General features: G+C 69.1%; 21 protein-coding genes. 13 read left to right on the forward strand and 8 right to left on the reverse strand.

Annotation, left to right across the window (positions count from 1 at the left end; all coding sequences use genetic code 11):
- Positions 1-6 precede the first annotated feature (6 nt).
- Positions 7-837 carry a PaaX family transcriptional regulator gene (locus CGU34_RS16205; RefSeq protein ID WP_051513496.1) on the forward strand — a complete coding sequence of 277 codons (831 nt, stop codon included), beginning with the start codon at positions 7-9 and terminating at the stop codon, positions 835-837.
- 27 nt (positions 838-864) lie between these two features.
- On the opposite strand, the gene menE is transcribed toward CGU34_RS16205, so the two are convergent.
- The 5 genes from menE to CGU34_RS16230 all read right to left on the reverse strand — a co-directional run bounded on the left by menE (position 865) and on the right by CGU34_RS16230 (position 6,008).
- On the reverse strand, positions 865-2,388 hold the full coding sequence (menE, locus tag CGU34_RS16210) for an o-succinylbenzoate--CoA ligase (RefSeq protein WP_100814694.1): 1,524 nt from the start codon (positions 2,386-2,388) through the stop codon (positions 865-867).
- An 18-nt stretch (positions 2,389-2,406) separates the two neighbouring features.
- Positions 2,407-2,859: a MaoC family dehydratase gene (locus tag CGU34_RS16215; RefSeq protein ID WP_036298621.1), complete on the reverse strand. Its 453-nt coding sequence runs from the start codon at positions 2,857-2,859 to the stop codon at positions 2,407-2,409.
- Positions 2,860-2,896: 37 nt separating this feature from the next.
- Positions 2,897-4,093: an acyl-CoA dehydrogenase family protein gene (locus CGU34_RS16220; RefSeq protein WP_100814695.1), complete on the reverse strand. Its 1,197-nt coding sequence runs from the start codon at positions 4,091-4,093 to the stop codon at positions 2,897-2,899.
- Positions 4,093-4,977, reverse strand: coding sequence for an amidohydrolase family protein (locus tag CGU34_RS16225; protein ID WP_100814696.1), 885 nt, complete (start codon positions 4,975-4,977; stop codon positions 4,093-4,095). The genes CGU34_RS16220 and CGU34_RS16225 overlap by 1 nt, the downstream gene beginning before the upstream one ends.
- A gap of 101 nt (positions 4,978-5,078) precedes the next feature.
- Entirely contained in the window at positions 5,079-6,008 is a 930-nt protein-coding gene (locus CGU34_RS16230; RefSeq protein WP_100814697.1) for an SDR family oxidoreductase, read from the reverse strand.
- A 92-nt stretch (positions 6,009-6,100) separates the two neighbouring features.
- Between CGU34_RS16230 and CGU34_RS16235 the strand changes: the two genes are divergently transcribed.
- Together CGU34_RS16235 and CGU34_RS16240 are read left to right on the forward strand one after the other, a co-directional pair.
- A complete protein-coding gene (locus tag CGU34_RS16235) occupies positions 6,101-6,562 on the forward strand; it encodes a MarR family winged helix-turn-helix transcriptional regulator (RefSeq protein WP_100814698.1) in 462 nt (153 codons plus the stop codon).
- Between the two features lie 67 nt (positions 6,563-6,629).
- Positions 6,630-7,028, forward strand: coding sequence for a hypothetical protein (locus CGU34_RS16240; protein WP_036298613.1), 399 nt, complete (start codon positions 6,630-6,632; stop codon positions 7,026-7,028).
- A gap of 12 nt (positions 7,029-7,040) precedes the next feature.
- On the opposite strand, the gene CGU34_RS16245 is transcribed toward CGU34_RS16240, so the two are convergent.
- The 3 genes from CGU34_RS16245 to CGU34_RS16255 all read right to left on the reverse strand — a co-directional run bounded on the left by CGU34_RS16245 (position 7,041) and on the right by CGU34_RS16255 (position 10,587).
- Positions 7,041-8,339 (reverse strand): MFS transporter, encoded by a 1,299-nt coding sequence (locus CGU34_RS16245; protein ID WP_232711717.1) that lies wholly within the window; start codon positions 8,337-8,339, stop codon positions 7,041-7,043.
- 121 nt (positions 8,340-8,460) lie between these two features.
- Positions 8,461-9,651, reverse strand: coding sequence for a 4-hydroxybenzoate 3-monooxygenase (locus CGU34_RS16250; RefSeq protein WP_100814699.1), 1,191 nt, complete (start codon positions 9,649-9,651; stop codon positions 8,461-8,463).
- A gap of 180 nt (positions 9,652-9,831) precedes the next feature.
- Positions 9,832-10,587: an IclR family transcriptional regulator gene (locus tag CGU34_RS16255; RefSeq protein WP_036298607.1), complete on the reverse strand. Its 756-nt coding sequence runs from the start codon at positions 10,585-10,587 to the stop codon at positions 9,832-9,834.
- A gap of 38 nt (positions 10,588-10,625) precedes the next feature.
- Between CGU34_RS16255 and CGU34_RS16260 the strand changes: the two genes are divergently transcribed.
- The 10 genes from CGU34_RS16260 to CGU34_RS16305 all read left to right on the forward strand — a co-directional run bounded on the left by CGU34_RS16260 (position 10,626) and on the right by CGU34_RS16305 (position 19,023).
- On the forward strand, positions 10,626-11,423 hold the full coding sequence (locus CGU34_RS16260) for an IclR family transcriptional regulator (RefSeq protein ID WP_232711718.1): 798 nt from the start codon (positions 10,626-10,628) through the stop codon (positions 11,421-11,423).
- Between the two features lie 67 nt (positions 11,424-11,490).
- Complete coding sequence (gene pcaH, locus CGU34_RS16265) at positions 11,491-12,312, forward strand: protocatechuate 3,4-dioxygenase subunit beta (protein ID WP_100814700.1); 822 nt, start codon at positions 11,491-11,493, stop codon at positions 12,310-12,312.
- Positions 12,312-12,869 carry a protocatechuate 3,4-dioxygenase subunit alpha gene (pcaG, locus tag CGU34_RS16270; protein ID WP_100814701.1) on the forward strand — a complete coding sequence of 186 codons (558 nt, stop codon included), beginning with the start codon at positions 12,312-12,314 and terminating at the stop codon, positions 12,867-12,869. The genes pcaH and pcaG overlap by 1 nt, the downstream gene beginning before the upstream one ends.
- A complete protein-coding gene (locus CGU34_RS16275) occupies positions 12,859-14,274 on the forward strand; it encodes a lyase family protein (RefSeq protein ID WP_232711719.1) in 1,416 nt (471 codons plus the stop codon). Before pcaG ends, CGU34_RS16275 begins: the two co-directional genes overlap by 11 nt.
- Positions 14,271-15,047, forward strand: a complete 777-nt coding sequence (locus CGU34_RS16280; RefSeq protein WP_100814702.1) for an alpha/beta fold hydrolase — start codon at positions 14,271-14,273, stop codon at positions 15,045-15,047. The genes CGU34_RS16275 and CGU34_RS16280 overlap by 4 nt, the downstream gene beginning before the upstream one ends.
- The gene (pcaC, locus tag CGU34_RS16285) at positions 15,044-15,442 is read left to right on the forward strand and encodes a 4-carboxymuconolactone decarboxylase (RefSeq protein ID WP_100814703.1); all 399 of its coding nucleotides are present in this window, start codon (positions 15,044-15,046) and stop codon (positions 15,440-15,442) included. Before CGU34_RS16280 ends, pcaC begins: the two co-directional genes overlap by 4 nt.
- A gap of 208 nt (positions 15,443-15,650) precedes the next feature.
- Complete coding sequence (locus CGU34_RS16290; RefSeq protein WP_100814704.1) at positions 15,651-16,397, forward strand: 3-oxoacid CoA-transferase subunit A; 747 nt, start codon at positions 15,651-15,653, stop codon at positions 16,395-16,397.
- A complete protein-coding gene (locus CGU34_RS16295; protein ID WP_036298592.1) occupies positions 16,394-17,032 on the forward strand; it encodes a 3-oxoacid CoA-transferase subunit B in 639 nt (212 codons plus the stop codon). The genes CGU34_RS16290 and CGU34_RS16295 overlap by 4 nt, the downstream gene beginning before the upstream one ends.
- 31 nt (positions 17,033-17,063) lie before the next feature.
- On the forward strand, positions 17,064-18,233 hold the full coding sequence (locus CGU34_RS16300; protein ID WP_036298590.1) for a thiolase family protein: 1,170 nt from the start codon (positions 17,064-17,066) through the stop codon (positions 18,231-18,233).
- Positions 18,234-18,237: 4 nt separating this feature from the next.
- On the forward strand, positions 18,238-19,023 hold the full coding sequence (locus CGU34_RS16305) for an IclR family transcriptional regulator domain-containing protein (protein ID WP_051513493.1): 786 nt from the start codon (positions 18,238-18,240) through the stop codon (positions 19,021-19,023).
- Positions 19,024-19,033 lie beyond the last annotated feature (10 nt).

Genomic DNA, 19,033 nt, shown 5'->3' on the forward strand with positions numbered 1-19,033 from the left:
GAAAGGGTGCGCGCTCGCCAACCCAAGCAACTGCTGTTGTCGCTTCTCGGCGAGTTCGTGCTCGACCGCGTCGACGAGCCGGTTCGGGCGAGCGTGCTCCTCGATGTGCTCGAGGGGGCGGCCGTTGCGCCACCCGCGACCCGGGCCACGTTGGATCGCATGGCACGCCGCGGTCTGCTCGAGCGCGTCAAGGTCGGCCGCGAGATCGCGTTCTGTCTGCTCGAGGACACGCGTGAGGTGCTGCGGGAAGCGGCGGAGCGCGTGCACGCGACGAGACCGTTCGACCCGCAGGGCACCGGGTGGACGCTCGTGACCTTCTCGTTGCCCGAGGGTCAGCGCTCGGATCGATATCGGCTGCGTGCGACCCTGGCCTGGGAGGGCTTCGCCCCGCTCCGGGACGGCCTCTGGCTCGCACCCGGAGAGGTCGACTTGGTGGCCGCCCTCGAACCGTTGCGCGACGTTTTGCCCGCGAACGCCGTGACGGCATTCCGGGCGGAGGACTTGCCGGCGTACCCGGTTTCGCAGTCCGTCCGAGAGGCCTGGGACATCGCTGCGATTCGTGCCGAGCACGAGCGGTTCCTCGAGACGTGGTCCGAGCCCGGGGCGCGTGATGGTGCGGGGGCGGCGCTTCCCGCTCTCGTCTGTCTCGTGACCGACTGGATCGTGCTGCTGCGCACCGATCCCCGACTGCCCGCAGAGTTCATGGGTCCCGCGTGGCCCGCCGAGCGCACGGTCCGGGCGTATCGGGCGCGTCGCGCCGAGCTGGCGCCGGCGGCGCAACGCGAGTTCGAGGCCATGATCGGTCGTTCCCTCTCGCCGTCCGAGCTGACCGGTTGAGCGCCGGCAGTCGGGACGAGCGTGCGTTCAGCCGCCGAAGCGCTGCCTGAGGTCGGGCTTTCGCACCTTGCCGGAGGCGGTGCGGGGCAGCTCGTCGACGACGACGACGTTCTTCGGGATCTTGTAGCGCGCGATCTTCCCGTCGAGGCTCTCGCGCACGAATGCGACGTCGAGTTCGGCTCCGTCACGCATCGTGACGACCGCCCATGGCACCTCGCCCCAGCGTTCGTCGGGCACGCCGATCACGGCGACGCCCGACACCCCGGGCAGGTCGCTGATCAGGTTCTCGACCTCGGCCGGATAGATGTTCTCGCCCCCCGAGATGATCATGTCCTTCAGACGGTCGGCGATGTAGAGGTAACCGTCGGCGTCGAGGTATCCCAGATCGCCCGAGCGGAACCATCCGTCGCTCGTGAACGCCTCGGCGGTCGCCTCGGGATTGCCGTGGTAACCGAGGAAGACGTTGGGGCCGGAGATCTCGATCTCGCCGACCGTGCCACGCGGCACCATCGCGCCGTTCTCATCCGCGATCCGGACGTCGGTGAAGAAGTGGGGCAGGCCGACGCTGCCCTGATTCTCGCGCGTCATCGCGGGCGACAGCGAGGTCGCACCGGGCGAGGTCTCGGTCATGCCATACCCCTGCGAGAACGACAGACCGCGTTGTTCGTACGCGTTCAGGATGCGGGTCGGCACCGCGGAACCGCCGCACGTGAGCTTGGCGAGCGTCGAGAGGTCGGTGGCATCCCAATCCGGGTGATCGGCCAGCAGTTGGTAGGTCGTGGGTACACCGCTCAGCATCGTCACGCCGTGCTCCGCAATGAGACGGAGAACGCGACCCGCGTCGAAGCCCTTCTCCAGGACGATTGTCCCGCCCTTCATGAGCACGGGGAGGGCACCCATGCCGAGCGACGCGACGTGGAAGAGCGGCGAGATGAGCAGGTTCACGTCGGACGAGACGACGTCGTAGTCGACGATGCAGTTGAGCGATACCCAGGTGAGGTTGCCGTGCGAGAGGACGGCTCCCTTCGGTTTGCCCGTCGTGCCCGAGGTATAGATGATCGCGGCGGGGTCATCAAGCGTCACCGCCGTGTCGGCATGCCCACCCGATGCGTGATGCAACAGGGTGCTCAGACCCGGTGACGCGGCCTCGCCCTCGCCGGTCATGATCACGTGCACCACGTTCGCTGCCTCGACGCCCGGTGCGACGCGCTCGGCGAACTCGGGATCGTGGATGAGCACCCGGGCGGCCGAGTCGGTCAGCATGTATGCGAACTCGGGCGCGGCGAGCCGCGTGTTGAGCGGCACGAAGATCGCACCGAGCTGAGCGGCACCGAAGAGCACCCGCATGAAGTCCGGGCTGTTCTCGCCCAGGTACGCCACGGTGTCGCCCTTGCGGATGCCGCGGTGCCAGAGCAGTGCGGACACGCGATCCGCGTCGTCCGCGAGATCCCGATAGGTGAGGCGTTCGCCCTCACCGTGAACCAGCGCCACCGTGTCGGGGCTCTTCAGGCGGCGCGTGGACATCCACGCGCCCAGTCCGTGGTTGTGCATCGTTGAACGACGGAGGGATCAGGCGTAGAAGCGCTGCAGGCTGCGTGCCACGACAGCGGGCTTGGTGCCACCCTCGATCTCGATGGTGGCGTCGACCGTCATCTGGATGCCGCCGCCGGCCTCGCTGACCTCGGCCACGGTAGCGGTCAGGCGGATGCGCGAACCCGCGGGAACCGGTGAGACGAAGCGGACCTTGTCGAGTCCGTAGTTGACCTTCGTCGTGGCTCCCTGCACGTCGAGAAGGTCGACCCAGAGCGGGATGAACAGGGCCAGGGTGAGGAATCCGTGGGCGATAGGTGCACCGAAGGGACCTTCTTTGGCGCGCTCGGGGTCGACGTGGATCCACTGGTGGTCATCGGTGGCGTCGGCGAACGTGTTGATGCGCTCCTGCGTGACGTCGAACCAGTCGGAGTACCCGAGGTTCTGCCCGACGAGGGTCTGCAGGTCGGCGAAGGCGACGGTCGTGGTCATGGTGTTCTCTCTTTCGCGATGGCGGATAGACCGCGGATCAGGTGAATGCGGCCTCGCCCGTGAGGGCGCGACCGACGATGAGGGCGTTGATCTCGTGCGTGCCCTCGTACGAATAGACGGCCTCGGCGTCAGCGAAGAACCGAGCGGCGTCGTGCTCGAGAAGGATGCCGTTCCCCCCGAGCACCTCGCGCGCGAGCGCGACCGTCTCGCGGGCGAACAGCGCCGTCTGCATCTTGGCGAGGGCCGAGTTCTCGTCGACGAACTCGCCCTCGTCCTGCCGGACCGAGAGGCGGGTGACGAGAGTCAGCGAGGCCGTCAGGTTTCCCAGCATCCGCGCGAGCTTCTCCTGGACGAGTTGGAAGCCGCCGATGGGACGCCCGAACTGCTCGCGTTCGCGGACATAGCGGACGGCGGCCTCGAGGGCACCGGCCTGCAGTCCGGCCGCGATCCAGGAGACGTCCGAACGCATCACCCGGAGGATCCGCGCGACGTCGCGCCACGAGTCGACCCGCTGCAGCCGCGACGACTCGGCGACCCGCACGCCGTCGAACGTGATCGTGTAGTTCTGCATCGGGCGGAGTGACACCTTGCCCTCGATGCGGGTCAGGGTGACCCCCGGCGCATCGCGGGGGACGAGGAAGGCCTTGACGTGTCCGTCAGCGACGTCGCGTGCGAAGACCGCGAGCAGATCGGCGTCGCCCGCGCCTCCGATCCAACGTTTGGCGCCGTCGATGACCCAGTCCTCGCCGTCGCGCCGGGCCGCTGTCGCGAGTCCGCCCGCGATGTCGGAACCGTGGCCGGGCTCGGTCAGCGCGAACGTCCCGCGAACGTCGAACGAGGCGATCCGGGCGTCGAGCGCGGCGACCTGTTGCGGCGACCCGCCGAGCGCGACGGTCGAGCGGAAGAGCCCCGACTGGGCGTTGTAGAGCGTCGCGACCGAGACATCCGTGCGTGCGAGCACGAAGTTACGGAATCCGGAGAACAGGGACGAGCCGGCCTCTTCGGGTTCGACGCCCTCGGGATGCATGAGGTCGAGCGGGATGAGCGCATCCAGGATCGCCGCGGGCATCGTTGCGGTCTCCCACGCGTTCGCGAGAAGCGGTCGGACCTCACGGTCGAGCACGTCGCCGAGCCGGGCGAGCGTGCCACGCGCGGCCTCGCTCAGGTGGGATTCGGCGAGCCCGAGCGGGTCGAAGCCGAACGGCTCGGTGCTGCGGAGGGTGACGAGACTCATCAGCCGAGCCCCAGAAGGCGCACCGCGTTCTCCTTCATGATGCCGGGCATGACCTCGGGCTTGAGCGCGGTCTGTTCGACATCGCGCATCCACCGATCCGGCGTCAGCAGCGGGAAGTCGGAGCCGAAGAGGACGCGGTTCTTCAAATAGGAGTTCGCGGCGCGGACGAGCTCGGCGGGGAAGTACTTCGGGCTCCAACCCGACAGATCGATCCACGTGTTGTGTTTGTGCGTGGCTACCGAAAGAGCCTCGTCCTGCCAGGGGACGGAGGGGTGCGCCATGATGATCTGCAGTTCGGGGAACTCGGCCGCGACCGTGTCGAGCAGCATCGGGTTCGACAGGGCGAGCCGGAATCCGCGACCCCCGGGCATGCCCGCGCCGATCCCGGTCTGCCCCGTGTGGAACAGCGCAACGACACCGGCATCCTGCAGCGCGCCGTAGAGCGGGAACCACGCGGTGTCGCTCGGGTCGAACCCCTGCACCGTGGGGTGGAACTTGAACCCTCGCACCCCGTACTCCTCCACGAGGTACCGCACCCGGTCGACCGCGGCCGCGCCCTTGTTCGGGTCGACGGAGCCGAAAGGGATGAGCACATCGTTGTTGCGAGCGGCGCCGTCGGCGACCTCTTCGCTGAGGATCGGGGGATGATCCAGGGCCGTCTCGGAGTCGACCGAGAACACGACGGCCGCCATGTTCCGCTCGCGGTAGTAGCTCGCGACCGAGTCGAGGTCGGGGCGACCGATCTCGGCGCTGAAGTACTTCGCGGCGGCTTCGGCGAGGTCGGGGGGCAGCGAGCCGTGACCGTGCTCGCCGATCTCGATGTGCACGTGCATGTCTATCGCCTGGATCGCCTCGATGTCGAGTGCGGGTTCGTAGCGGGTCATGTGCGGTGGTGCTCGATTCGGCTGGGCGGATGTGACGTGTCCGGATGCGGCGGGCCCTGTGTGGCGGGCTGTGCGCGGAGCGGCGCTGCGGCGTCTTGGGGTCAGGGCTGCGCGGGCCGCTGGAACTCGTCGGGAAGGGGCGGGAAGGTCTCGCCGACGCTCTGGCCGTGCTCGGCGATCAACGCGGGGAACTCGGCGGCGAGATCGTCCGCCGACCAGCCACCGTCGTGGTACGCCGTCGCGACGGCCTCGGGGTGCGACCAGATCTGCACACGGTCGCCGCCGATGCCGATGACCTGACCGGTGATGTCGGTCGAGGCATCCGAGGCGAGATAAGAGATCAGACCCGCGACATCGTCGGAAGTGCCGAAGCCGAGATCGTGACGGAAGAAGGGGGGCATCGGCTCACCGGCGCGATCGGCCTCGACGGCCGCGGCGAAGTACGGGACGGTTGCCGTCATGCCGGTCGCGGCGACGGGAACGACGGCGTTCGCCGTGATGCCCGCGCGCTTCAGCTCGAGGGCCCAGGTGCGGACCATGCCGACGATGCCGGCCTTGGCAGCCGCGTAGTTCGTCTGGCCGAAGGTACCGCGCTGTCCGGTGGGCGATCCGATGCAGATGATGCGACCGCCCTCGGCCTGCTCGCGCATGCGGATCGCGGCCTCGCGAACGCAGGTGAACGTGCCCCGCAGGTGGACGCCGATGACGGTGTCGAAGTCGTCGTCACTCATCTTCCAGAGCACGGTGTCGCGCAGGACGCCCGCGTTGGTGACCAGGATGTCGAGACGCCCGAATTTCTCGATCGCCGTGTCGACGAGGCGCTTGGCGGTCTCGGTCGGACCGACGGGTGCCACGACGGCGACGGCTGTTCCGCCTGCCGCTTCGATGGCCGCGACCGCGTCGGCGGCGATCTGCTCATCGACATCGTTGACGACGACGGATGCGCCCTGTCGGGCGAGTTCGGTGGCGTAGGCCAGTCCGAGGCCGCGCCCCGATCCGGTCACAATGGCTACTTTGCCTTCCAGCGACATGGATGACTCCTTCGTATCTCTGCGTCCATTAGAGACCCGACAGTTGAGATTGTCAATTATTGAATGCGACCACCTTTGCTAGGATCGCTCCCATGAGCGCCGAGCAGCCCGCCGTGACCCGGAAGGGAAGGCTCAGCGCTGCCCTCGGGGATGACCTGAGCTTTCTGCTCGCCCGTGCGAACGCCTACTCGCTCGCGGCGGGCAACGTCGCGCTCGCAACGATCGGGTTGCGTGCTCGCTCCTACTCGGTTCTCGCCCTGGCCGCCGACGGCTCACGTCCCTCTCAGCGTGATCTGGCCGATTTTCTGCGGCTCGATCCCAGCCAGGTCGTGGCACTCGTCGACGACCTGCAAACGCGCGGGCTCGTTGCCCGAGAAGCCGATCCGGCCGACCGGCGGACGAACGTGGTCGTCACGACCGCCGCGGGGAGAGCGCTGTACGAGCAGGCCCGGGTGCAGGCCCGGCGCGCCGAAGAGCAGGTCTTCGCACGTCTCTCGCCAAGCGAGCGCGAGCGGCTGGCGAGCCTGCTGCAGCTCGTCGCCTTCCCCGACTGACGCCTTGCGGTGGGCTTCCCGTCACGGAGGGTGATCCATAGTGCCGCCGTGCGCGTACCGTGGAGGGGTGAAGATCACCGGCTCGTCGGACTGGCGCGAAGAACTCCCCTTCGACGTTCCCGTGCTCGTCGCGGACGTCGTGCCCGGCGATCCGACGCGGTGCTCGGAGTGCGGGATCGACTCGGCTCCGCACGAGCGCGACGCGCTCTGGGCGGTCAGGCGGCGGAACCCGAAGAGCCATGCGGGCGTCGTCCGGTTTCACTGCGCGGCGCATCTGCCGCCACCGCCGGCCCCCGTCGAGTCGGAGGAAGTCGTCCGCCTGCGCCGCACCGCTGCGCGCGCCGTGAGAGCCGCCGCACCCCGGCGCCCCACCGTGCCCGAACGAGTCGCGCCGGTGTGCCCCACGTGTTTCGTGGAAGTGCCGCCGACCGGGGTGTGCGGCATGTGCGGCGAACGCGTCGCCTGACGGTTGGTCTGGTCAGCCCAGCGGCTGACGGTGCTCGAGGACGAATCTGGGCCGTCCGGCGAAGACGCCCGTCACCGACTGTGCGACGAGCACGAGTATGAGGAGCGCAAGCGAGAAGTTCCAGCCGCCGAGCCCCGCGTGCAGCCAGCCGAACAGCACGGGCCCCGCGGCGGCGATCAGATAGCCGACGGACTGCGCCATACCCGAGAGGGCGGCGGATGCGTCCGACGTGCGAGCGCGCTGGGCCATCAGGGTCAGGGCCATGCTGAGTGAAGCGCCCGACGACAGCCCCGCGATCAGGACCCACACGACGATGCCCTCCGGCGCGAGCATCAGGCCGGCGATCCCCGCGATCCCGACGATCGGAATCGCCGCAGGTACGTATCGCTCGGCGGGCCCGCGGAGCAGGAGCGGCACGATGATCGAGCCGATGATGGTCGTGAGCTGGTAGATCATCACGTCGAATCCGGCGACGACCTCGGATCGCCCGATCGACGTCGAGATCGCGGCCAACCAGGTCAGCATCATGTAGAAGGTCGCCGCCTGAAAGCCCATATACGCCGCGACCTGCCAGGCCAGAGCATCGCGCCAGATTCCGGTGCGGGAGCGTGCTGTGACGGGGCGGGCGAGATGCACCGCGTGGTGGCCGCGCGTGGCCCACGCCCAGACCCCGATGGCGGGAATCAGCAGGCCGGCACCCGTGACCAGCAGTGCGATGCGCCATCCGGACTGTTCGTCGCCGAGGAACGACAGGGGTACGGCGACTCCCGACGAAATGGCACCGACGCCCCCGAGCAATCCGGTGTACGCCGCCATCACGACCGGCACGCGCGTCGAGAAGTCCCGCTTGATCACCGCGGGCATCAGCACGTTGGCGATCGCGAGGGCGAGGCCGATCAGCACGGTCCCGATCCACAGGCTGACGGTCGGACCGGGCAGCGAGCGCACGATCGTGCCGGCGAGCAACACGAGCAGCGAGCCCAGCACGACCCGGGACATCCCGAACCGAAGGCTGAGCGCGAGGGCGAACGGGGACACCGCCGCCCACGCGACGAGCGGTACGGCCGCGATCAGGCCGAGCGTGCCGACCGAGAGTCCGGTGTCCGTGCCGATCTGATCGAGCAGGGGCCCGACGGCCGTGATGCTCAGGCGCATGTTCGCAGCGACCAGGCAGACGGCAACGAGCAGAGCCGCTCCCGCGCCGCGTGAACTGACGCTTCGCATCCCCGTCGTGTCCGGACCCGCGGAGGCGGATGCCGTCGAGCTCGTCATCCACGACGCATCCGTGCGTGATTCGTCGTCGGAGCCCATGATCACCGGACTCTAGCCGAACTGTGGCGGCATCCGGGTGTCCGCTCCCGATCGTTGAGTTGCTGGCGTTTCGTTTCGTCTCGTCGCTGCGCTCCTCGCTCAACGACCGGTGGGCCCTCGCTTAGTGGCCGGCGGAAGCGAGTGGCCACCCCGTGTACGCCTCGGCCAGGTACGTTCGTCCGGCCTCGGATTCCACGACGCTCCGCAGCTCGCCGACCTGACGCAGACGATCGAAGTCCGAGGCATCCGGTGCGACGTGCAGCATGCTCGTCATCCACCACGAGAAGTGCTGCGCCTTCCAGATGCGCTGCAGTGCCGTTTCGGCGTAGCCGTCGATCAAGCGTTCGTCGTTCTCGAGCAGCAGCGCCCGGAGGGCACGTTCGAGAAGCAGCACGTCGGCGACGGCCAGGTTCATGCCCTTTGCGCCCGTCGGCGGCACCGTGTGGGCGGCATCGCCCACGAGGGCGACGCGGCCCGCGCGCAGTTCATGTGCCACAAAACTCCGGAAGCGCAGGACGTCGCGTTGGAAGATCGGTCCCTGCTGCAGGGTCGTGCCGGGCACGCGGATCTGCAGTTGTTCCCAGATCTCCTCTTCGCTCAGTGCTTCGGGATCGGCTTCGGGGTCGCACTGGAAGTACATGCGCTGCACGGTGGCGCTGCGCTGGCTGATCAGCGCGAATCCTTCGGCGGAGTTGCTGTAGATGAGTTCTTCCGAGCTCGGCGGCGCCTCGCAGAGGATGCCGAACCAGGCGAAGGGGTACTCGCGGAAGTATCCGCCGGTCGACGAGCCCGTGACGGCCGCGCGAGCGACGCTGCGGGAGCCGTCGGCGCCGACCACGAACTCGGCGTCGATCTCGAAGGCCTTGCCCTCGGCATCCTCGGCGAACACTCGCGGGCGATCGGTATTGGCACCCTCGACGCGGAGCGCCGTGACGCCGAAACGCAGGTCCTGGCCGCCCGCCAGGCGAGCCGCGATCAGATCCTTCAGCACTTCGTGCTGGGGGTAGAGCCAGACGCTTCGGCCGGTCAGGCTGGGGAAGTCGATGCGGTGCCCCTGGCCCCCGAAGCGCAGTTCGATGCCGTCGTGGCGGTGCCCGACGGTCAGAACGCGGTCTGAGGCGCCCGACGAGGTGAGCACGTCGACGGTGCCGTGCTCGAGGATGCCGGCACGGATCGTGCTCTCGATCTCGTCGCGCGTGCGCTGGTCGATCACGACCGACTCGATGCCCGCCGCAGCGAGGAGGTGGGAGAGGAGCAGACCCGCGGGTCCCGCTCCGACGATCGCGACCCGCGTGCGGACGGTCTCGGTCATGGTGGCGTCTCCTTCGACGTGGTGTTCCCCTCAGCATCCCGCCCCCCTGACCATCGCGCACGTGCCTTCCCATTGAATGGGCACCGCTGGCTTTCCGGACACGCTCCCCTGGCACTTGTTGCGATCTCGAGGCGCCGCACGTCGCATCTACTGCCGGGGGAGCGGGTCGGGGGTGAGGTCTCAGCGCGGCTCGGCGGACAGGGCCGCGGAGATGCCGGCCGAGGCGCGGCGGAGCTCGTCGAGCGGTCCGGCCGTCGGGGCATCACGGGGGAGAACCATCGACAGGGCCGCGATGACCGCGCCCCCGGCATCCCGGATCGGCACCGCGATGCCCGTCGAGACGCTCTCGATCGACCCGGGCGCGACGACGTAGCCCACGCGCCGGATGTCGTCGAGCACACGCGCGAGCACGGTCCGATCCGTGATGGTCTCGGTCGAGACGGCCACGAGCGGACCGCCGAGAACCCGCCGGCGCAGGTCCTCGGGTCCGTAGGCCAGCAGCACGAGGCCGGACGACGAGGCGTGCAGGGGCAGTCGCCCGGCGATGCGCGTGATGTTGGCACCGGCCTCGGGGTGCGAGAGGCGCTCGACGAACAGAGCCTCGTCCTGTTCGAGCACCGCGAGTTGAGTGTGCTCGCGCACGCGTGCCTGCACCGTCGTCATGAACGGAAGCGCCGCTTGGCGCAATCGCAGCGCGCTCGATCCGCGCAGCGCGAGCTCCCACAGCCGCATGCCGAGGCGGACACGGTGCTCGTCGTCGCGCTCGAGCAGACCGGCGCGCACCAGCTCGTCGACAATGCGATGCGCCGTGGACGACGGCAACCCCGAACGGCGGCCGATCTGCGCCGCGGTCTGGACCGTGCGGTCGCCGCTGAAGGTATCGAGCACGCGCACGATCCGCTCCGCCATCGTGTCGCCCGTCGGCGAGTTCGCCATCCGCCCAAGATAGCCTCGGTGACGGAGGGGGAGCGACGATGCGCAGCGACGACACGATGCGGAGGGATGAGGGCGCCGACGGCGTTCTCGAGCGTGCCCTCGACGTGCTGCAGTGCTTCTCGGATGACGAGCCGGCCCTCTCGGCGGCGGTCATCGCCGAACGAACGGGCCTCGCGACCTCCACCCTGCATCGCTTGCTGACGCGCTTGACGGCGCTCGGCCTGCTCGCTCGTGCCCCGGGTCATCGCTACACGATCGGGGTGCGCCTCTGGGAGCTCGGCGAACTGTCGCCGCTCTCGGTGCGCCTGCGTGAGACCGCTCTTCCGCTCATGGTGCGGCTCTATGAGGCGACGGCCGAGAACGTCCACCTCGCGGTTCTGGATGCGCCGACCCCCGAGCATGCGACGGCGCTCTACGTGGGTCGGGTGACGGGCCAGACGTCCATTCCCACGCTCAGTCGCATGGGCGGGCGGCACCCGCTCCACACCACCGGGGTCGGCAAGGCGTTGCTGGCCACGCGCGACGAGGACTGGCTTGCGGAGTACTTCTCGACGCCGCTCGTCCGCGAGACGACGCACTCGATCACGACGGAAGAGGTGCTGCGCACCGAACTGGCGATTGCGCGTCGGCGGGGATACGCAACCACGCGTGAAGAGATGACGCTGGGCAACATCTCGGTCGCGGCGCCGCTCGGCAAGGTCGCGGGACTCCCCCCGGCGGCCATCGGGATGGTGGTCCGCATGGAACGGGCTGACGAGCGGCGGCTGGCGGCGCTCGTGACGCAGGCCGCGGCGGATCTGACGAGAATCCTGCGCGACGAGCATCCCACTCAGTGAGAATCGGACCCGGACGCGGGGGGTGCGCCTGTCACCCTTTCGATAGGTCTTTGTCGAAGGAGACACCATGACAGACACATCCCCGCAGGCCGCGGCACCCGAGTCGTTGCTCGCCTCGCCGGACATGCCCTCGCAGCGCGAGATCAACGCCGAGATCGCCGAGATCCACGCCGAGCACGCCGCGCGCGAGGCGCGTGGCGAGGCGCCCGCACCCACGACGCTGTACGACTTCGCGCCGTACCGCTCGAGCGTGCTGCGCCACCCCACCAAGAACCCGCGCCTGGTCGACCCCGAGACGATCGAGCTGTGGTCGCCGGCGTTCGGCCAGCGCGACGTCGCGGCGATCGAGACCGACCTGACGCTGCAGCACACGGGCGAGCCCCTGGGTGAGCGCATCACGGTGTCGGGCCGCGTGCTCGACAGCTGGGGTCGCCCCCTCGCGAACCAGCTCGTCGAGATCTGGCAGGCGAACTCGGCCGGGCGATACATCCACCAGCGCGACCAGCATCCAGCCCCTCTCGACCCGAACTTCACGGGAGCTGGACGCACCATCACGAACGATGCGGGCGAGTACTTCTTCACCACCATCAAGCCGGGGCCGTACCCGTGGAAGAACCACGTCAATGCGTGGCGTCCGGCCCACATCCACTTCTCGCTGTTCGGCACGGGATTCACGCAGCGGATCATCACGCAGATGTACTTCCCGGGCGATCCGCTCTTCGCGCTCGACCCGATCTACAACACCATCCGCGATCAGAAGGCCCGCGATCGCCTCGTCGGCGTCTACGACCACGACCTCACGGTACCCGAGTTCTCGATGGGTTATACGTGGGACATCGTCGTCGACGGCCCGTCCGCGACCTGGTTCGAGCCCGAGGGAGAGCACTGATGACCACCGAAACGCGCCTGGAGCCCACCCCCGGCCAGACCATCGGGCCGTTCTTCGCCTTCGGCCTCAACTACCCGAAGATGCACGAAGTCGCGTTCCCGCACTCGCCGGGGGCCATCGTGCTCGGTGGCACGGTTTATGACGGGTCGGGCGCACCGATCCCCGACGCGATCGTCGAGATCTGGGGAGCCGACAGCGACGGCACCGTCTCGCGCGAGCGGGGCGCACGCCGACGCGATGACCACTCCTTCACGGGCTTCGGCCGCGCGGCGACGACCGACGACGGGCATTACGAGTTCTGGACCCGCAACCCCGGCGTGGTCGACGGCAAGGCGCCGTTCTTCGCCGTCGTCGTGTTCGCGCGCGGGCTGCCGAACAAGCTGCACACGCGCATCTACCTCCCCGAGGACGAGGCGCTCCTGGCCGCCGACCCGTTGCTGGCCGACCTCTCGGCGGGCGAGCGCGCTACGCTCGTGGCAACGCGCACGCCCGACGGCTACCTGCGGCACGACATCCGGCTGCAGGGCGAGAAGGAGACCGTCTTCCTTGCCTTCTGATGCAACCCCCGATCGATCCGGCGCGCGCGAGTCGTCGCCCGCGTTCGATGTGGGGTTGCTCTCGCCCGTGAGTGTCGGACACGACGCCCTTGTCGCGGATCAGGCGGTTCTCGACGCACTTGTGGCGGTCGAGGTCGCCCTCGCCCGGGCGTATGGGTCGCTGGGTGTCGCTCCGGCGGCGGTCGTCGACGACATCTCGACGGCACTCGGTTGGCAGGGCAATGGACGCGGATGCCTCGGGCACCGGGTCGATGCTGTCGTCCTGGCGGCGGCATCGGTTTCGGGCGGCAACCCGGTCATCCCGCTGGTGGCCGAGCTCAAGGCGCGGGTGCCCGAGTCTGCCCGGCGCTGGGTGCATCGCGGCGCGACAAGCCAAGACATCCTGGATTCGGCTCTGATGCTCGTGTCGTACCGCGCGGGTCGCGCGATTCTTGCGCACCTGCGGAGGGTCGAGGTCGAGCTCGCGACGTTCGCTCGCACGCATGCCGAAGATGTCGGGGCTGCGCGCACGCTCACGCAACATGCCGTGCCGACCACCGTGGGTTTGCGCGCCGCCGTGTGGTTGCGCGGCGTGCGCCGGGCAACCGACCGGCTCGAGGCGGCGGTGACGCACCTGCCCGCTCAGCTCGGTGGCGCCGGCGGCACGCTCGCGGCGATCGTCGAGATCGCCGGAGCGGATGCGGCGGCTCGGCTGGCCTCGCCTTTCGCGGGAGCGCTGGGCCTCGCGGTGCCGGATGCTCCGTGGCACACCAACAGGTGGCCCGTCACCGAACTGGGCGACGCGCTCGTGCAGGCGATCGATGCGGTCGGCAAGATCGCCACCGACATCGCCACCCTGTCGCGCACCGAGATCGGTGAACTCGCCGAGGGTGCGGCCGGTGGATCGTCCGCGATGCCGCAGAAGCGCAACCCCTCGGGCTCCGTGCTGATTCGCTCGGCCGCGCTGCGTGCACCTCAGCTCGGCGCGACGCTGCATCTGGCCGCAGCGCTCGCGGCGGACGAGCGTCCGGATGGCTCGTGGCACGCCGAATGGCCGACGCTGCGCGAACTGCTGCGGCTGGCGCTCGGGGCCGCGGCGACCTCGGCTCGTGTCGTGGCAGGACTGTCCGTCGACAGTGCGGCGGTCGCCCGCAACCTCGCCCAGACCGGCGCGCTCATCGTCAGCGAGCGCCTCTCGCTTGTGCTCGTGCCCCTCATCGGGCGCGAGCGTTTCGATCACCTGGTGGCCGAAGCATCCGGGGGAGCAGACCTCGCCGACCTCGTGCGGGCGCTGCCCGAAGCGGCCGACCTCGACGTCGACGCGCTCGTCGACCCCGGCCGATACCTCGGCCTCGCCGAGGCGTACCTCGATGGCGCGTTGCGCGAGCGTGGCCCCCATGGCGAAACACCGGAGGTTCTCTCATGACCGTTCCGCGTATTGCGGTGACCGCACCGGCCGGCCCGGAAAGCGCGCCGCTTGTTGTGCTCGGACCGTCGCTCGGCACCTCGACGATCCTCTGGGAGGACGTCGTGCCCGCGCTGGCCGCCGACTACCGCGTCGTCGCGTGGGATCTGCCGGGGCACGGAGCGTCGCCCGTTGCCGACGAGCCGTTCACTGTCGGCGAGCTGGCCGACGCGGTGGCCGAGCACATCCGGGAACGGGGCGGCCGGGCTCTGTATGCGGGGGTGTCGCTCGGTGGTGCCGTCGGCCTCGAGCTGTGTCTTCGGCATCCCGAGCTCGTGGACCGCGCCGCGATCGTCGCGTCGGGTGCACAGCTCGGCGACCCTGCCGCCTGGCACGAGCGTGCCGCGCAGGCGCGCACCCAGTCGACGTCGAGTCTGATCGTCGGTTCCGCGCAGCGTTGGTTCGCCCCGGACTCTATCGCGCGGCGCCCCGAGCTGACGGGCCGGCTGCTGCATGCCCTTCAGGATGCTGACGACGACAGCTACGCCCGTTGCTGCGAGGCGCTCGCCGCGTACGACGTGCGGGGGCGGCTCGCCGAGGTCGGCTCGCCCGTGCTTGCGGCGTGGGGCGAGCACGATGCCGTCGCGCCCGAGGCGAAGGCGCTGGAGATCGCGGAGGGCGTCCGCGACGGTCGCGCTGTCCGCATCGATGGGGCCGCGCATCTGCCCCCCGCCGAACAGCCCGAGGCGACCGCCCGGCTGCTGCAGGATTTCTTCGAAGGGACGAGCCGATGACCAGACCCGCGGGCGAGGGCCTGAGTGACGAAGAGCGCTACGACCAGGGCATGGTCGTACGTCGTGCTGTTCTGTCGGACGAGCACGTCGACCGTTCGATCGCGAACACGACAGACCTGACGGCGGACTTCCAGGACTTCATCACCCGGGTCGCCTGGGGGGATGTCTGGTCGCGTCCGGGACTGCAGCGGCGTGAGCGCTCGATCGCGGTGCTCACGTCGCTCATCGCGCTCGGACATCACGAAGAGCTCGCGATGCACCTGCGCGCCGCTCTCCGGAATGGGCTGACGGTCGACGAGATCCGCGAGGTCATCCTGCAGTCGGCCATCTACGCCGGTGTCCCGGCGGCGAACACCGCGTTCCGCATCGCCGGCGAGGTCTTCGCCGAGGTCTGACCCGCCCGGGTCGCGGTTCCCGCGGCATCCGTTCCTCGCGTCCCATTCGCGCTACTCCGCTGTCGCAGATCGACCTTTATCGACCCCGCGAGCATCGATGTGCGACAGCGGAGCGGTTCAGGGAGGGATGGCGCGGACGGCGGAGCAGCAGTAGAGTGGACGTATAGCGAACGTGCGTTCGCACAGCGAACATGTGCAAGGAGGCGGCATGATCGACAAGACCGTACCGACCGTCGCAGAGGCGGTCGGAGACATCCCGGATGGCGCGACGATCATGATCGGCGGCTTCGGACGCGCGGGGCAGCCGGTCGAGCTGATCGACGCGCTGATCGACCACGGCGCCAAGAACCTGACGATCGTCAACAACAATGCCGGCAACGGTGACACGGGGCTCGCGGCGCTGTTGGCCAACAAGCAGGTACGGAAGATCATCTGCTCGTTCCCGAGGCAGAGCGACTCGTGGGTCTTCGACGGCCTCTATCGTGCCGGAGAGATCGAGCTCGAACTCGTGCCGCAGGGCAACCTCGCCGAGCGGATTCGTGCGGCCGGCGCGGGCATTGGCGCATTCTTCTCGCCGACGGGCGTTGGCACCGAGCTCGCCGCAGGCAAGGAAGAGCGCGAGATCGACGGACGCCGCTACGTGCTCGAATACCCCATCAAGGCGGACTTCGCGCTGATCAGCGCGTTGCGCGCGGATCGCTGGGGAAACCTGGTCTACCGCGAAACCGCTCGCAACTTCGGACCGATCATGGCGGCCGCCGCGACAACGACCGTCGCGCAGGTCGACGAGGTCGTGCCGCTCGGCACCCTCGATCCCGAGACCGTTGTCACGCCCGGCATCTTCACTGATCGCGTCGTGGCCGTCGGCGAGCGCCGATGGGTCCGAGACGGTGAGTTCGTCGGAGGGGTCGACATCGAAGGTCAACCGCTCGAAGAGAAGGAGGATGCCGCATGAGCACCCGCATCACCCGCGACGAGCTCGCGAAGCGCATCGCCGACGACATCCCCGAGGGTGCCTATGTGAACCTCGGTATCGGTGCTCCGACGCTGGTCGCCAACTTCCTGCCCGATGACCTCGAGATCATCCTGCACACCGAGAACGGATTGCTCGGCATGGGTCCCGCACCGGAGCCGGGGCGCATCGATCCCGACCTGATCAACGCCGGCAAGCAGCCCGTCACGGCGCTCGCGGGTGCCGCCTACTTCCATCACGCCGATTCGTTCGGCATGATGCGCGGCGGGCACCTCGACGTGTGCGTCCTCGGGGCCTTCCAGGTCAGCCAGAACGGCGACCTCGCCAACTGGTCGACGGGCGCGCCCGGGGCGATTCCCGCGGTCGGTGGCGCGATGGACCTGGCGATCGGGGCCAAGGACGTCTACGTGATGACCGACCTGCTGACCAAGCAGGGCGACTCCAAGCTCGTCGAGGCGTGCACGTACCCGCTGACCGGCGTGGGGTGCGTGAGCCGCGTCTACACCGATCACGCCATCTTCGACGTCACGCCCGACGGCTTCGCCGTCCGCGAGGCGTTCGGTGATAACACCCTCGAGTCCCTCGCCGAGCTGACCGGCCTCAACCTCGTTCGTTGAGCGAGCGAGACGAAACGCAAGGAGAATCAGCATGACCGCCACGTATGTGTACGACGCCGTCCGCACCCCGTTCGGCCGGGCCGGCGGGGCCCTGTCCGGCATCCGTCCCGATGATCTCGCCGCCGTGGTCATGAAGGCCGCCGCCGAGCGGACGGGCCTTGATCCTGCCCGCATCGACGATGTGATCTTCGGCGACGCCAACCAGGCGGGGGAGGACAACCGCAACGTTGCTCGTTTCGGCGCGCTGCTCGCGGGGTTCCCGTCCAGTGTTTCCGGCGTGACGGTCAACCGCCTGTGCGGTTCGGCCGTCGAGGCCGTGATTCAGGGATCTCGCGCCATCGAGTCGGGGGACGCCGAGATCATCCTCGCCGGCGGAGTCGAGTCGATGAGCCGCGCGCCCTTCGTCGTCGAGAAGTCGCCGAAGCCGTGGCCGGCCGTTGGCAACCAGACGATGTGGAACACCTCGATCGGGTGGCGTATGACCAACCCGGCGCTCCGCGAAGACTGGACGATCAGCAACGGCGCTTCGGCCGAGAAGCTCGCCGAGCTCTACGACATCTCGCGCGAAGCACAGGATGCGTTCACGCTCCGCAGTCACCAGCTGGCAGCCGCGGCCTGGGACGCCGGCGCCTACGCCGGTGAGATCGTTCAGGTGCCCGGCGCCGAGCTCGCCCGCGACGAGGGCATCCGCGCCGACACATCGCTCGAAAAGCTGGCCGGCTTGCGCCCGCTCTTCGCGAAGAACGGTTCGGTGACGGCCGGCAACGCATCCTCGATCAACGACGGAGCTTCTGCCGTTCTGCTCGGTTCCGAGGGCGCACTCGACATCGACCCGCTCGCGCGCATCACCGGGCGCGGCGTGTTCGGCAATGACCCCGACGTGTTCGGTATCGCGCCCGTCGAGGCGGCGAACCGCGCGCTCGCCCGTGCTGGTCGCACCTGGGCGGACGTCGACTTCGTGGAGCTCAATGAGGCATTCGCCTCGCAGTCTCTCGCGTGCCTGAAGCTCTGGCCCGAGCTCGACCCCGACAAGCTCAACATCCACGGGGGCGCGATCGCGATCGGCCACCCCCTCGGCGCATCGGGCGGCCGCATCATCGGCCACGCGGCGCACGAGCTGAAGCGGCGCGGAGGTGGAGTCGCGGTCGCGGCGATCTGCATCGGCGTCGGTCAGGGCCTCGCCGTCGTCCTCGAGCGGTAGACGCATGGACGAGGGCGAAGCGGATGCCTCGGCATCCGGCACGTTCGTGCAGTCGTTCGCTCGCGGGCTCGGGGTGATCCGCGCGTTCGATGCGGAGCACCCGGAACTCTCGCTCAGTGAAGTCGCCCGTCGTGCCGAGCTCACCCGCGCCGCGGCCCGGAGGTTTCTGCTCACGCTCGAGACGCTCGGCTACGTCCGCAGTGACGGTCGGTCGTTCGCCCTGACGCCGCGCGTGCTGGAGCTCGGCTTCAGCTACCTCTCGGCGCTGTCGCTTCCCGAGGTCGTGCAGCCGCACCTCGAGCGGCTCTCGCGTGAGGTCGACGAGAGCGTCTCGGCGGGCGTTCTGGACGGCACCGACATCGTCTACGTCGCCCGAGTACCGACGCGGCGGATCATGAGCGTCCGCATCACGATCGGCACGCGCTTCCCGGCCTACGCGACGAGCATCGGCCGGGCTCTCCTCGCCGGATTGCCGGATGCCGCGGTGGACGCTGTGCTCGAGGCGTCCGATCTGCGGGCCTTCACGGATCACACGTTGGCCGACCGCGGGTCCATCAGGTACGAGCTCGTGCGCGTGCGCGAGCAGGGCTGGGCGTTCGTCGACGGTGAGCTCGAGTCGGGGCTCCGCTCGATCGCCGTGCCCCTGCACGATCGGGACGGCGCGGTGACCGCGGCTATCAACGTCTCGTCGAGCACGACCCGCGACAGTGCGGAGCACCAGATCGAGCGCTACGTTCCCGCGCTGCTGCGCACGGGTGCGGCGATCGACGCCGAGCTACGCCTCGTCTGACGCGCGCGCG

This window comes from Microbacterium lacus, assembly GCF_002812805.1.
Taxonomy (GTDB): Bacteria; Actinomycetota; Actinomycetes; order Actinomycetales; family Microbacteriaceae; genus Microbacterium; species Microbacterium lacus_A.